This window comes from Sandaracinaceae bacterium, from assembly GCA_020633055.1.
In the GTDB taxonomy this organism is placed as follows: domain Bacteria; phylum Myxococcota_A; class Polyangia; order Polyangiales; family Houyiibacteriaceae; genus JADJJE01.
In genome coordinates this window covers 918,689-932,031 of the sequence record JACKEJ010000004.1, presented here as the reverse complement: position 1 = coordinate 932,031, position 13,343 = coordinate 918,689, and the positions used below count along the sequence as shown (strand labels likewise).

Here is a 13,343-nt window from a genome sequence, read left to right as displayed (position 1 = left end):
ACACACCATGCATCCTTGGCACGATATCTACGTCGACGAGAAGGTCATCGAGACAGCGTTTCCGGTCATCATCGAGGTGCCGACCGGCAGCAAGAACAAGTACGAGCTGGACAAGGAGAGCGGCCTGCTCAAGCTCGACCGTGTCCTCTACAGCGCCGTGCACTACCCGGCGAACTACGGCTTCATCCCCCGCTCCTTCTGCGACGACGGCGACCCGCTGGACGCGCTGGTGCTGACCATGGAGCCCCTCTACCCGCTCACTGTCGTGGACGCGCGCGCCATCGGCGTCATGCGCATGCGCGACGACAAGGGCATCGACGACAAGATCATCGCCGTGTGCAACGGCGACCCGTCGTTCGACGAGATCCACCACCACACAGACCTGCCCTCGCACACGCTGCGGCAGATCCGGCGCTTCTTCCAGGACTACAAGGTGCTGGAGAACAAAGAGGTGGTGATCGACGAGATCATGGACAAGGCCGAGGCCATCAAGGTCATGACCGAGTCGCTCTCGCTGTACCGCCAGCTGCGCCGTGGCGAGGTGAAGTCGCGTCACTGACGGTCATCGCTGTCTGCGGCCGGTCCCTCCCACTCCGCACTGGGATCGGCATGGAGACGGCCCGCTCCTCGTTGAGGCGGGCCGTCGTCACTTGCCCGGCTCGGTGCGCGGTCGGTGAGGCTGATGCTTTGGGGGGCACCAGGCTGAAGCCAGGTGCCCCGGAGCTGCAGTGCTCACTGAAAGTCCACGCCCCTACGGGGGTGGACTGCGTGATGGTCGGCTTTCGGGTATCCGACGGCGGTTCGACGGCATGGCGAGGCTGCGACTAGGGTTCGCCTCCAGACTGGGAGGCGCAAGAGAGTCCTCGGTTCTCCATCGTCCACGACCAGGCAGTCCGCCCCCGCAGTGGGGCGGACTTGCAGGCCACGCTGCAGCCTCGGGGCACCTGGCTTCAGCCTGGTGCCCCCATCATTCCGCCGTAGGCTCAGCCCAGCATCCGCAGGCGCTTGCCGAAGCGCGGCGCGCGCTTCTCGAAATTGGCCTGCATGGCCGCGCGCTGGTTCTTGCCGGTCAGCAGCAGCGCCTGCAGGCGCGTCTCCAACGAGAAGGCCGCGTCCTCGGGGGCCACCCACGTGTCGTGGAACAGCTGCTTGGTGGCCGCGACCGAGTCGGGCGAGCGCGTGACCAGCTCGGCCATGAGCCCCTCGGCGGCGGCCATCGGGTCGGCGCTGACCTCGGTGACCAGGTTGTAGCGCAGGGCCTCGTCGCCCCGGAACACGCGCCCCGTCATGGTCAGCCGCTTGGCCTGGTCGATGGTCATGAGCTCGCGCAGGGTGACGCTGCCCGTCATGTCCGGGATGAGCCCCCACTTGGCCTCCATGATGGAGAGCTCGCAGTCAGGCGTGGTGAAGCGGAAGTCCGCCGCCAGCGCCAGCTGCAGGCCGCCCCCGAAGCAGCGCCCGTGCAGCACCGCGGCCACGGGGAGCGGCAGCCGGCGAAAGGCCCAGCACGCCTCCTGGAAGAGGTTGGTGCCCCCAGGGCGCAGCTTCGCGAAGGCGCGGGCCATGCGGGCGGGCTCCTTCGTGAACTTGGGGAAGTCGAGGCCGCTGCAGAACGAGGGCCCCTCGGCGTGCAGGATGACGCCCCGCAGCCCGCGGTCGCGCCCGAGCGACTCGGCGGCGTCCACCAGGGCGGTGAGCATCTCCCAGTCGAGCGCGTTGTGCTTGGTCGCGTGGACGAGCGTGACGTACGCGATGTCCGCGCTGCGATCGATGCGGACGCGCTCGCTCACGCGCGGGCCTCGTCCGGATTGGCTGCGCCGCCACGGCGGGCGCGTCGCAGGCCGAGGCCCATCAGCGCCATGACGCCCAGCGCGAACGTCCAGCCGCCGCCAGCGCCGGGCGCGCCCGCGCTGCAGCTGGAGCCCTCCGAGCCCGAGCCGCTGCCCGAGCCGTTGGGGCACGACGTCGCTGCCAGCGCGCACAGCTCCGCGTTCGGCGAGGGCGCGTTGTCGCAGTACGCCACCAGCGTCGGCAGCAGGTGGCCGATCTGCTCGCCGCCCTGGCTGTTGGCCAGCTCGTTGACCACGTCGCAGTCCTCCGAGGTGCGCGTCACGTAGTCGCGCGCGCCTCTCGAGAGCACGCCGACCATCTCGTTGTCGGCGTTGAACACGCCCGAGCCGCTGTTGCCGCCGAAGGTGTCGAGCGAGGTGTCGAAGAAGAAGGTGCCGCGCGTGGACGCGTCCCTCACGTGCCCGCCGTCGTCGATCTTGAGCGGCAGGCCCGAGCCGAAGCCCAGCACCGACACCGCCTCGTCGTCGACCACGTTGCGGCAGGTGTCCCCGATGCCCACGCCGAGCTCCGCGGGGGTGTGCCCTACGACGGCTCGGTCGAGGCGCAGATAGGCGTAGTCGAGCCCGCCCAGCTCACGCGCGAGGATGTCGACGCACTCGTACACGTCGTCGCTCTCGAGCGGCGCCAACACGCCATCGGCCGTGTAGAGGTAGTCGAACACGAAGCTGGTGCCCGAGCAGTCGGCCATGGTCTCGATGCAGTGTCCCGCCGTCACGACGACGTCGGGGGCGACCAGGGTGCCCGAGCAGAAGGCGCTGGTGGGCTGCTCCAGGAAGCGCTGGTCGTCGCACAGGTCGAAGGCCTCCTGCAGCGTGAACGTGAGATCGCGCGTGAACGTTCCGTCGCCGTTCTGGGTCAGGTCGCCGGAGTCGATGAGCGCCACGATGGACTCGTGGGCGATGTCGCGCAGCGCGGCCGAGGGGTGCTCGTAGACGTCCAGGCGGTCGTCGTCACCGTAGACGACGGGGGCCTCTTGGCCGCCGATGGTGCCTTCGTCGGCGCAGGCCGTGAGGGAGAGGAGGCTGGCGCCCAAGGAGAGGCGGCGCGCCCAGGCGGAAGACAGGAGGGAAGGCAAGGAGGAGGCGTGTTGAGACATGGACGCCCAGTGTAGTGTCAGCGCAGTCGGACGCCCACGGTCCCCAGTCCAGAAAGGTAGGGGCCTCCGCGCAGCCACCCCACCGGCGCCGCCATGGCCCCTTGCGCGTGCAGCTGCCAGTTCCCGAAGCGCAGGTCCATGAACAGGGCGCCCCCGCCCACCAGCCCCGCCTCGCGCGTTCCGTCGCGTCGCGGATCGTTCACGACACCCCCGGCCAGCAACACGCCCAGCTCGTGTGGTCGGTCTCGCCCCACGCCGAGCGCCAGGCGCCCCTCGCCCACCAGGTAGCGCTCCGAGAGCAGCGCGGCCCACGGCAGGCCGGGGATGCGGACCACATAAGGGGTCAGTCCGCCCAGGCGGTCGCGCGTGATGTCGTCGTGCCCCGTGCCCCAGGCGCCGTTCAGCTCGCCCGCCACGCGCAGGGCGCCGCTGCGGACACCCGCCGCCGCCCACAGCCGCAGCGTGGTCGCCACGCGCCCGGCGTCGTTGCGGGGGTCCAACTGCCCAGGGGCCACTTCGGCGCCGAAGGCCCCCGCGCGACCCCGCACGAGCACGTCCGCGGCCACCCGGAACGCGAAGCCCTCCACGCGCTGGAACACGCGGTGCGCCTCCCACTCGGCGGCGGGGACCTGGATGTTCCAGTAGATCCAGGAGAGGCGCAGCTGCGTGTGCCAGGTCTCCTGGGGCAGGACCACGCTGTCGTCGCCGATCTGCCGGAACCACCAGCGGCGCACCTGGGTCTCGAGCTCCACCGTGTTGTGCGCGGGCAGGTGCCCCTGCAGCCGCACATGGCCCTGGAGATAGCTGGCATAGAAGCCGCGGTCGCCCAGGCGGCGCCCGCGCTGGAAGTAGTCGAGGTTCAGCCCCGCGATGAGGGCCTCGCCGCGCAGCCCCACCGTCAGCTCCAGTCGGTCGGCCAGAGGCAGGCGCTCGAGGGTCGCGTCCAGCGTGTCGGTGTTGTAGGTCAGCCGCAGCGTGCCCCCCAGCGTCTCGCTGCGCGCGGCCTGCACCGCCAAGAAGCCGTGCCCGGTGAACGCGGGCGCGACGTTCGCGTCGGCGCCGGCCACACCTGCCACTGTCCAGCGGGCTGGGCTCGGGGTCGCCTGCGCCGGCTCGGTTTGCTCGGTCGGCTCGGCCTGCTCGGTGGGCTCGGCTTGCTCGGTCCGGGCGGCCGGCTCGGCTTGCTCGGTGGGCTCGGCTTGCTCGGTCCGGGCGGCCGGCTCGGCTTGCTCGGTGGGCTCGGCTTGCTCGGTGGGCTCGGCCTGCTCGGTCTGGGCGGCGGTCGGCGTGGCGATCAGCGCGCTTGCGACGACGCACACGGCGCGGAACCGCGCCGCCGTCGGTGCGTGAGCGGCGCGCCAGGGGACACGGGTTCCTCGCCGCTCGTCGGTCTCGGGGTTGCGCACGGCGTGGTGCGTGACGCGGTAGGTCACGCGTGCCCCTTGGGCCGCGTCTCGCGCTGGCCACGCTCGTGGGCTCCTCGTCGACGTCGCAGGAGCACCGTGCCGAGCACCAGCCACAGGCCGTCGGCTGCGCCCGAGCCGTCGCCCGGGAGGACGTGGCACCCACGCTTGCGTGTCCCGGAGCCCATGTCGGCTGCGGCGGAATCACCCGTGATGCCCATGTCCGCGGGGTCCACTCCGCCGTCGAGGCCCCCGCCGTCGAGGCCCCCGTCGTCGAGGCCCCCGCCGTCGAGGCCCCCGTCATTGGATGGGCCCCCGTCCACACCTGCGTCGTTCGGGGTGGCCCCGCAGTTCGCGTCAGCGTGCGCGCAAAGCGTGGTGTCGGGCGCGGTCGCGGTCTCGCAGTAGCTCACCAGCGTGGGCAGGACGTGGCCGACCTCCTCGGCGCCGAAGCGTTCGGGTAGCACGTTGACCTCGCTGCAGCCCGCGTCGGCCCGCTGCCGGTAGTCGATTGCCCCACGCGACAGCACGCCCACCAGCTTGTGGTCTGCGTTGAACACGCCCGAGCCGCTGTTCCCGCCGAAGGTGTCGAGCGACGTGTTGAAGAAGTAGCTACCGCGCGTGGATGGGTTGGTGACTATCCCTCCCGTATCGATCTTGAGCGGGAGGCCGGACCCGAAGCCCAGCACGGCCACGGGCTGCTCGTCGACGACGTTGCGGCAGCTGGTCCCGAGGCCATCCGCCAGGGTCGCCGGCGCATGACCCACCACGGCGCGGTCCAGGCGCAGGTACGCGTAGTCCATCACGCCGTCCTGTTGCGCCAGCAGCTCCACGCAGCTGTACACGTCGTCGGCCTCGAGCGGACTGAGCTGGTCCGCGGCCGTGTACAGATAGTCGAACACCAGCCGCGTGTTGAGGCACTGGCTCTGGGTCGTGACGCAGTGGCCGGCCGTCACCACGATGTCGGGGGCGATCAGCGTGCCCGAGCAGAAGGCGGGGGTGGGCTGATCCACGAAGCGCTGGTCCGCGCACAGGTCGTAGGACTCGCCCAGCGTGAGCGTCGGTTTGAGGGTAAAGCTTCCGTCTAGCTCTTCGTTGAGGCGGCTGGGGCGCATGAGCGCAACGATGGCGTCGTGCGCCACGCCGCGCAGTGCAACGGAAGGGTGGGCGTACACGTCCTGACGGTCATCGGTGTCGTACACCACCGCCGCTTGCTGCCCTGTGGGCGTGGGGGCCCCGCTCGCGTCACACCCAAGGGCGCCCAACAGCAGCAAGATCGAGAGTGACCGCTTCATGCGCCCATGGTTGTGGGTCCAGGGCGGCGGCGCAACATCCGGGCCCGCAAGGCGCAGCCCAGCAGCGCGAGCAGGACGTGACCCCCGAAGGGCCGCGTGCCCTCGGTGCCATCCTGAATGCCAGGTCGCGCTCGCCCCACCAGGACGCTGCAGCCGCTGTGTGGCCGGCCGGCGTCGAAGTCGAGCCCGACGCCGCCATCCGGGACCGTCATGAACGCGTCCGCGGCGCCCAGGTCCATGTCGGTCTCGGCGTCCAGCGTGCCCCCGTCGACCACGCCCGCGTCCGGCTCCGTTCCCCCATCGGCGCTGACGCCCGCGTCGGGGTCGCTCGTCCCGCAGCCCTCGTCCGTGGTTCCGTCGCAGTCGTTGTCGTTCCCGTCGCACACCTCGACGGGGACAGGGCCGCACGTCCCACACGCGTTGGGGTCCGCCCCCGCCGCACACGGGCCGCAGGTGGTCAGCCCGCCCAGCGCGAACCCGGCCGCAGGCGACGCCTGCATCGCGGCGAGCGTCATGGGGCCCCAGTCGCCGTCCTCCGCCAGCGGCATCTCCGGGTGATTGATGTTCCACAGCCGCTGGAACGCCCGCACAGCGTCGGCGCGCAGGTCCATGCCCGGGCAGTCGTAGTGCACGGCGTCGCTCGCGCCGAGCCACACGCAGCCCGCGTCGGTCAGGGCCGTGCGGGCCTCCACCGTGTTGTCCACGTCCACGGCACGCCCGCTCTGGTGGTTGCTGCTGCCCGGCGCGGCCACCACGGCGCAGTTCCCCGAGGCCCACAGCAGGTACTGATCGGAGAGGGGCCGGAAGCCCGAGTTGATCTGCAGGGGCACGCTGGCGGCCGCGACCTGCAGCGCGTCTCGGGCGCTGGCCTGCGCCACCAGGTGCACGCGCGCGCTGGTGGGCGTGATGTTGGCGTTGGCGAACGACACGAACTGCCCCGGGTGCAGGCAGCGCTGCACGTCCACCAGCTGCGTCGACAGACCCTCACCGCCTGCGGTGGTGCAAGAGCTCTGGCCGCTGGCCACCTGGCTCATGGTCTGCGCGGCCGCCGCCGACGTCAGCGTCCACGCACCGATCGCGATCACCGTCGAGAGCGCCGCCCGCGCCGCCGTCCACATACAGGGGGGATACCAGAATCCAACGCCGGATGCGATGTGTGCCGCGACTATTGCGCGCCCCGCTCCGGTCTTGCATCGTGTTCGGCACCATGAAGCTCCTCCGCACCCGCCTCTCCCTCCTCACCGTCGTCTTCGCGCTGCTGGGCCTCGCCTGCGGTGGCGAGGAAGCCACCGCTCCCGAGAGCACCAGCGCCGCCGCCGAGGCCGCGCCCATCCGCGAGCTGGACGTGGCCGCAGCTGCCGCGCTCTTCGAGTCGGGTGGCGCCCGCCCGGTGGACGCCAACCATCAAGAGACCCGCGACTCCATGGGCACCGTGCCCAACGCGGTCCTCCTCACCTCCTCCAGCGAGTACGCCATGAGCGAGCTGCCGGCCGATGGGCTGCTGGTGTTCTACTGCGGTAGCACGCAGTGCACCGCCTCCGACAACGCCGCCACCCGCGCACGCGAGGCCGGTCGCGAGGTGGCGGTCATGCGCCCGGGCATCCGGGGCTGGGTCGAGGCCGGCAAGCCGGTCGCCAACCGCGCGGCTGAGCCCGAGGCGGGCGAGGGCGCCGAGGAAGCGCCGAGCGACGAAGCGGCTGCGGGCTGAGCGTGGCCGCGTTCGACTTGCCCGACATGAGCGGGCGGGTGTGCGTGGTGACCGGCGCCAACACCGGCATCGGTCGCGTGACGGCGCTCGAGCTGGCGCGGCGTGGCGCGCACGTGATCCTGGCGTGCCGCAGCCAGGCCAAGACGCAGCCGGTCATCGACGCCATCGTCGCCGAGACGGGCAACACCCAGGTCGAGTTCCTGGCGCTCGACCTCGCGCGGTTCGACGCCATTCGGGAGAGCGCGCAGGCGCTGCTCGCGCGCGACCTGCCCATCCACCTCCTGGTCAACAACGCCGGTCTGGCCGGGGTGCGCGAGGTGTCGCCCGAGGGCTACGAGCTGATGTTCGCGGTGAACCACCTGGGCACGTTCCTTTTCACCCTGCTGTTGGCCGAGCGCATCGTGGCCTCGGCGCCGGCGCGCATCGTCACGGTGGCGAGCAAGGTGCATCTGCGGGCCAAGGGCATCCCCTTCGAGCAGCTGCAGCAGCCCGCGCGCTCACTCACCGGTATGGGCGCCTACGCTGTCAGCAAGCTCGGCAACGTGCTCTTCAGCCGTACGCTGTCGCAGCGCCTCGCGGGCACGGGCGTGACCACCTACGCGCTGCACCCGGGTGTCGTGGCGACCGACATCTGGCGCAAGATCCCGTGGCCGTTCGACGCCATCGCCAAGCGCTTCATGATCACCGTGGAGCAGGGCGCTGCCACCACGCTGTACTGCGCGACCGCGCCGGAGCTGACGGGCGTGAGCGGGCGGTACTACGACGAGTGCCGCGAGGCGCAGCCCAGCGCGTTGGCGCAGGACGACGCGCTGGCGGCGGCGCTCTGGGCACGCAGCCTGGTGATCACGGGGGCGCCCGATCTCTCTGCTGGCTGACGACGCGCTGGGTGCGTCACCTGGCGATGACGGGGGCGCCCGACATGCGGGCGCGCTGACGACGCTCGGTGCTGCTCAGAGCCGGGTGAGGCGCGCGCGGATGTTGTCGGCGTCGCTCGCGTTGGGGGCCAGGCGCAGGTAGCGCTCGAACGCGCGGCGCGCCTCGGGGTTGCGCCCCATGTGCTGGTAGCCCAACCCCAGCCCACGCCAGGCGGCGCCGTTGCCCGGGTTCGCGTGCGTCGCTTCGCGGAACTTCTCGACGGCCGCAGGTAGGTGCCCGCCGACCAGCAGGCGCGTTCCCTCGGACACGAGAGCGGCGGCACGCTCGCGGTCCGTGGGCACGGGTTCCGCCCCGCTGGCCGCCTGGCCCGTCGGCTCGAGGGTCTGAGCGGTGGTGCTCGGGGCGCTAGTCGCGGCTTCGGCGGGTTCCGTTCGCGCTGCGGCCGCGCGGGGCCCAACCCGAGGCGCGCCCTGGAAGGTGGGAGGTGCCCCCGCGCCCAGGGCGGCGACCCTGTGCTCGTCGGGACTCGCGGGCGACGTCGCCACCTGGAGGGCGCTGCCCGTCGCGCCTTCCTCGCGTGGCTCGCCGACCCCATCCTCGTGGCTGCGCTCCGCCGCGCCGACGACCGCGCGGGTCCCGAGCGCGGGGCCCTGCACGTCGTCGCGTCCGTCGTCACGGATGGGAGACACGGTCGGGGCGGTGCTCGGCTGTGCGGGCGACGCTGGCAACTCAGCCGCAGCGTCGGCGCGGTCCTCGCCGGGCCGCCACGTCAACATGACCCCGCCCCCCAGCGCGGCGACCGCCATGAGCGCGAACGCGACCCAGGGCCTCCGTTCGGGGGCCTTGTGAAGCACCTCCGGGCTGGCGTCCGAGTCCCGTGCGCCGGGCGTGTCGGGCAGCGACGGGCCCGGCGACACCCGCGGCACCCTGCGCTCCACGCCGCGGCGGAAGGACGACGTCTTGCCATCACGCGAGACACGCGTGTCCACCGGCGTGCGCGTGGTGGGCTCCGGGTGGAACACTCGCAGCAGGTCATGGCGCTGCGCGTTGCCCATGGAGGTGGTCTTCTGGTCCGACGTAGTGGGCGGTCCGAGGCGTGGGGTGCCCGTCTGATCGATGGGGATGGACCGGGGCACGGGTCCGAACTGTTCGGTGACCGCCGCCACGATGTCGTCCGCAAACGCTCCCGCGGATTGGTAGCGGCTGTCGGGATCGTAGTGCAGCCCGCGGGCCATGGCCTCCTCCATGGCTGTGGTGTAGGCGTCTCCGTGCGCGCACAGCGGGGGTGGGTCCAGCGCCATCTTGCGACGCATGATCTCGCCCGCCGTGCTGCCCTCGAACGGCAGGTGCCCCGTCAGCGCCTGGTACACGATGCAGGCGAGCGCGTAGACGTCGCCTCGCGCGTCCAGCATGCGGCCATCGCCCGCTTCCGGCGCGAGGTACTGCGGTGTGCCCACGATCATGTTGGTGCGCGTGAGCCGCACGTCCCGCTCGCCGAGGAGCGTCGCCAGCCCGAAGTCCAGCAGCTTCACCACGCTGGTGCCGTCGGCCTGGCGGCACAGGAACAGGTTCTGCGGCTTGAGGTCCCGGTGCACGATGCGCTGCGCGTGCAGCACGTCGAGCGCGCCCGCGACGCCGCGCGCCATCGTCGCCACGTGCGTGGGCTGCATGCGCCTGTGGTCCGTCAGCAGCGCGTCCAAGCCTACGCCGTGCAGCTGGGGCATCACCAAGAACGGTCGCCCGTCGCCCAGCTCACCCAAGTCGAAGACCTCGACGATGTTCGGGTGGCCGAGCCCGCCCGCGATGCGCGCCTCCCCCAAGAAGCGCTGCACCTCGACCTGGTCCGCCGCCGTCTGCGGGAGCATGACCTTCACGGCGACGTCGCGGTTCATCGCGTCGTGGCGCGCGCTGTACACCACGCCCATGCCTCCCTCGCCGAGGCGCCGCAGGATGCGGTAGCGGTTGGCCAGGGTCATGCCGATGAGCGGGTCTTCTTGCTCGCCGGAGCGGCTGGGTTCGCGGTTGGTACTCATGAGCAGAACACCAGGATGCAGCAGCTGCCGTTGATGCAGGTGCCGCTGCACACGTCGTTGCAGGCCCCGCAGTGGTCCTCGTTCGTCTTGGTGTCGACGCAGCTGCCGCCGCAGCCCGTGAGGCCGGGCCCACAGCACACGCCGCCCGAGCAGGTCTGGCCGTTGCCGCATGGGTTGTCGCAGCGTCCGCATGCGGCGTCGTTGGTCTGGGTCCCGACGCAGCTCCCGCCGCAGCACGCCTGGCCCGAGCCACATACGTTGCCGCAGGTGCCGCAGTTGGCCGCGCCCTGCGGGGTGCACTGGCCCCCACAGCACAGCGAGCCCGGCGCGCAGCTGTTGCCGCAGGTGCCACAGTTGGCCGTGTCGTCCGGGACACAGCCGCCATCACAACACAGCTCGCCGGGGTCGCAGCTGTTGCCGCAGCTCCCGCAGCTGGACGGGTCCGTGTCGGTGTCGACACACGCCCCCATGCAGCACTCCCGGTCCATGGACACGCAGTCCTGTGCGCAGCCCTGACAGAAGCTGGAGGCGGGTGCGCGACAGCCAGACTGGCAGCAGGTCTGTCCTGCCTCGCACGCCTGCGTGCAGCTGCCGCAGTGAGCCGCGTCGCGGGACGTGTCGACGCACACCCCATCGCAGCAGCTGCGACCCGCTCCACAGGCTCGCCCGCACGCACCGCAGTGTTGGGGGTCGCTGCTGGTGTCGCGGCTGCTGCCGCTGCAGCACGCGAGCCCCTCGCCGGCGGCGCTGCCGCAGGTGCCGCAGTTGGCGCCGTCGCTCTGCGTGTTCACGCAGCTGCCGTTGCAGCACGCGAGCCCCTCGGCGCACGGACGCCCGCACGCGCCACAATTCGCCTCGTCTCCCAGCAGGTCGAAGCCGTTGTCGACCACGCCGTCGCAGTCGTCGTCCACGCCGTTGCACAGCTCGGCGATGGCCGGCGGGGACACGCAGGTGAGCGCGTCGGACTGGCAGTCCCGTGCGCCCAAGGCGCAGCGCCCCTGTGCTGCGCCGACGCAAGGTTCGCCACGCCCCTCGATGTCGTCCGTCACGCCGTTGCAGTCGTTGTCGGCCGCGGCGTCGTCCCCGGTCGACAGGTTGGCGCAGGACTCCGCCTCGGGGGTGACCGCGTCGCATGCCGTCCAGCGTCCGTCCCCCAGGCAAGTCTGCGCCCCAGCGGCGCAGGCACCGACGTCCATGGTGCCCACGGGGCCGCCGTAGCATCCCTGGGTGCTGCCCGCGACGCCGCACGCCGAGCAGTCCTCGTCCACCTGACCGTCGCAGTCGTCGTCCAGCGCCACCTGACCCATCAGGGTGCAGCCGTCGCCCGTCTGCGCCATCACGGCGCCAGCGCACTCCTGGCTGACGCCCGACGTGCACGCGGAGACGCCCGCCCTGCACACGCCCTGGCACACGAACTTGCCCGACCCGGCCGGCTGCTCGGTGCAACCATTCGTGCCGGCAGGGAAACAGGCCATGTCCGCCTGCTCGTCGATGTCCCCGTCGCAGTCGTTGTCCAGGTCGTCGCACACCTCGGAGCGCGGATCCTGCACGCGGCGACACACGATCTCGGCCCCCGCGCAGGCGGGCTGGCCCTGGTTGCACTGCCCCTGCTGGCCCGTCTCGCAGCTGGCCTCCGGCTGCTCGTCGATGTCCTCGTCGCAGTCGTCGTTCAGCCCGTTGCACACCTCGATGCCGGGCAGCACCTGGCCCCGACACGGCCCGAACAGGCCGTCCACGCAGCTGCGCTGCCCAACACGGCACACCCCCCGGATGATTGGCGTGCCACCGTCTGGCGTCGCGCCCGTGTAGCAGTCGAGCATGTCTTCCGGTTCGCATGCTGCCGCGACACAGAAGCCTCGGTGGCAGACCTCGGCGCCCTCGTCGCAGTCAGCGTCGGCCTCGCACCCACGGAAGGCCGGGTTCGCGTCCAGCGGGACGCTGCACGCCCACGCGAGGCAGCTCCCGGCGGCGAGGAGCGTAGCCCGCGCCCGCGTCACAGGGACCCTCCCAGCGTCAGGCCGAAGACCCCGGGGCCCACGACGACCGACGGCGCGACGGAGGGCTCGTCCTCGCCGTCTTCTCCGGCCGCGCCCCGCGACATCAAGCCGAGCACCACCGCCGACACCGCTGCGGCCCCCGCGACCCCGAACAGCGCGACCGAGGCGCGTCCTGTGGCTTGGGCGTGTGTACGCCGCCCGAGCGCCCAGTCCACCTCGCTGGCTACGGCGACGGGGGCGTCGCGGTAGTCGTCCTCCGCGTGCGTGTGCTCGCGCGCCATGAACGCGCCCACGCCCAGCGCGAGAGCCGCCACGCCGGCGGCGGCGAAGGCCCCGGGTCGCAGGCCGCGTCGCTCGCGCGGCTGCGTGGGGATGGCGTCCTCCGCAGCCAGAGGGTCGGGCGTGGTCTCGGGGGTCGCGTCTGGTCCGGCCGCCGTCATGGGCCGAGCTTCCTGGAGGGGCGGCAGGCCCAGCACCTCGCGCACCAGGGGGCGGACCACGTCGAGGATGGCGCTGTCGGGCGTGGGCGCTTCCACACTGCGTGTGACGGTGTGAGCCCGCACCCCGTCGAAGTACGCCAGGGTCAACAGTAGGCGTGCGGCCGAGCGCTCGAGCGAGGCGTAGACCAGTGTCGCGACGCCGAGCTCGTTCGCAACGACCGTCAGGCACTCGGCGGTCTCTCCCATGCAGCCGAGCGCCATCTGCAGATCCTCGAGGTAGAGCGCGGGCGTGCCCCGCGTGTCGAGCGTCTCCGCGCGGTCGATCTCCATCCGGATCAATCGGCCGGTGGCGTCCGCTAGCTCGCGCAGCTCGGGCGCCGCCTCGGTGCGCAGCACGACGGTGGTCGGCCGCGGTGTGCCCTGCGCACGGCAGGGCGACGCGAGCGCCCCTGCGATGCTCAGGAGCAGCCCCACACCGAGCCCCCAGAAGGCGGTGTGCTGTAGACGTTTTTTCGAACTGGCCCCGCTCATCAGAGCCGTGGCTGACCGAGTGATGTTCACCTGCGTATCCCCACTGGTGATCACCATAGATCAAGACGGTGTGACCGGACAATGCACAGAGATAAAAAAATTTCGACATCGTC

At 71.6% G+C, this 13,343-nt stretch carries 11 protein-coding genes; 3 read left to right on the top strand and 8 right to left on the bottom strand.

Annotated elements, in window-relative coordinates; genetic code table 11:
- The first annotated feature begins 7 nt into the window (after positions 1-7).
- Positions 8-559, top strand: coding sequence for an inorganic diphosphatase (locus tag H6726_03780; GenBank protein MCB9656747.1), 552 nt, complete (start codon positions 8-10; stop codon positions 557-559).
- A 424-nt stretch (positions 560-983) separates the two neighbouring features.
- Here H6726_03780 and H6726_03775 read toward each other — a convergent pair whose 3' ends face one another.
- From H6726_03775 to H6726_03755, 5 genes are read right to left on the bottom strand one after another with little or no spacing between them, the layout of a single operon-like run.
- Positions 984-1,790, bottom strand: a complete 807-nt coding sequence (locus H6726_03775) for a crotonase/enoyl-CoA hydratase family protein (GenBank protein ID MCB9656746.1) — start codon at positions 1,788-1,790, stop codon at positions 984-986.
- Positions 1,787-2,947 carry a trypsin-like peptidase domain-containing protein gene (locus tag H6726_03770; protein MCB9656745.1) on the bottom strand — a complete coding sequence of 387 codons (1,161 nt, stop codon included), beginning with the start codon at positions 2,945-2,947 and terminating at the stop codon, positions 1,787-1,789. The genes H6726_03775 and H6726_03770 overlap by 4 nt, the downstream gene beginning before the upstream one ends.
- A gap of 17 nt (positions 2,948-2,964) precedes the next feature.
- Complete coding sequence (locus H6726_03765; GenBank protein MCB9656744.1) at positions 2,965-4,380, bottom strand: hypothetical protein; 1,416 nt, start codon at positions 4,378-4,380, stop codon at positions 2,965-2,967.
- The gene (locus tag H6726_03760) at positions 4,377-5,645 is read right to left on the bottom strand and encodes a trypsin-like peptidase domain-containing protein (protein ID MCB9656743.1); all 1,269 of its coding nucleotides are present in this window, start codon (positions 5,643-5,645) and stop codon (positions 4,377-4,379) included. The genes H6726_03765 and H6726_03760 overlap by 4 nt, the downstream gene beginning before the upstream one ends.
- Entirely contained in the window at positions 5,642-6,763 is a 1,122-nt protein-coding gene (locus H6726_03755) for a D-alanyl-D-alanine carboxypeptidase family protein (protein MCB9656742.1), read from the bottom strand. The genes H6726_03760 and H6726_03755 overlap by 4 nt, the downstream gene beginning before the upstream one ends.
- Positions 6,764-6,852: 89 nt before the next feature.
- Between H6726_03755 and H6726_03750 the strand changes: the two genes are divergently transcribed.
- Positions 6,853-7,353, top strand: a complete 501-nt coding sequence (locus H6726_03750) for a hypothetical protein (GenBank protein ID MCB9656741.1) — start codon at positions 6,853-6,855, stop codon at positions 7,351-7,353.
- A gap of 2 nt (positions 7,354-7,355) precedes the next feature.
- Complete coding sequence (locus H6726_03745; protein ID MCB9656740.1) at positions 7,356-8,228, top strand: SDR family oxidoreductase; 873 nt, start codon at positions 7,356-7,358, stop codon at positions 8,226-8,228.
- A 75-nt stretch (positions 8,229-8,303) separates the two neighbouring features.
- Here the strand turns inward: H6726_03745 and H6726_03740 are convergent, their stop codons facing one another.
- Genes H6726_03740 through H6726_03730 form a run of 3 tightly spaced genes read right to left on the bottom strand, consistent with a single transcriptional unit; the run spans position 8,304 to position 13,230 of the window.
- On the bottom strand, positions 8,304-10,262 hold the full coding sequence (locus H6726_03740; GenBank protein ID MCB9656739.1) for a protein kinase: 1,959 nt from the start codon (positions 10,260-10,262) through the stop codon (positions 8,304-8,306).
- Positions 10,259-12,259, bottom strand: a complete 2,001-nt coding sequence (locus H6726_03735) for a hypothetical protein (protein MCB9656738.1) — start codon at positions 12,257-12,259, stop codon at positions 10,259-10,261. The genes H6726_03740 and H6726_03735 overlap by 4 nt, the downstream gene beginning before the upstream one ends.
- On the bottom strand, positions 12,256-13,230 hold the full coding sequence (locus tag H6726_03730; protein ID MCB9656737.1) for a hypothetical protein: 975 nt from the start codon (positions 13,228-13,230) through the stop codon (positions 12,256-12,258). The genes H6726_03735 and H6726_03730 overlap by 4 nt, the downstream gene beginning before the upstream one ends.
- Positions 13,231-13,343 lie beyond the last annotated feature (113 nt).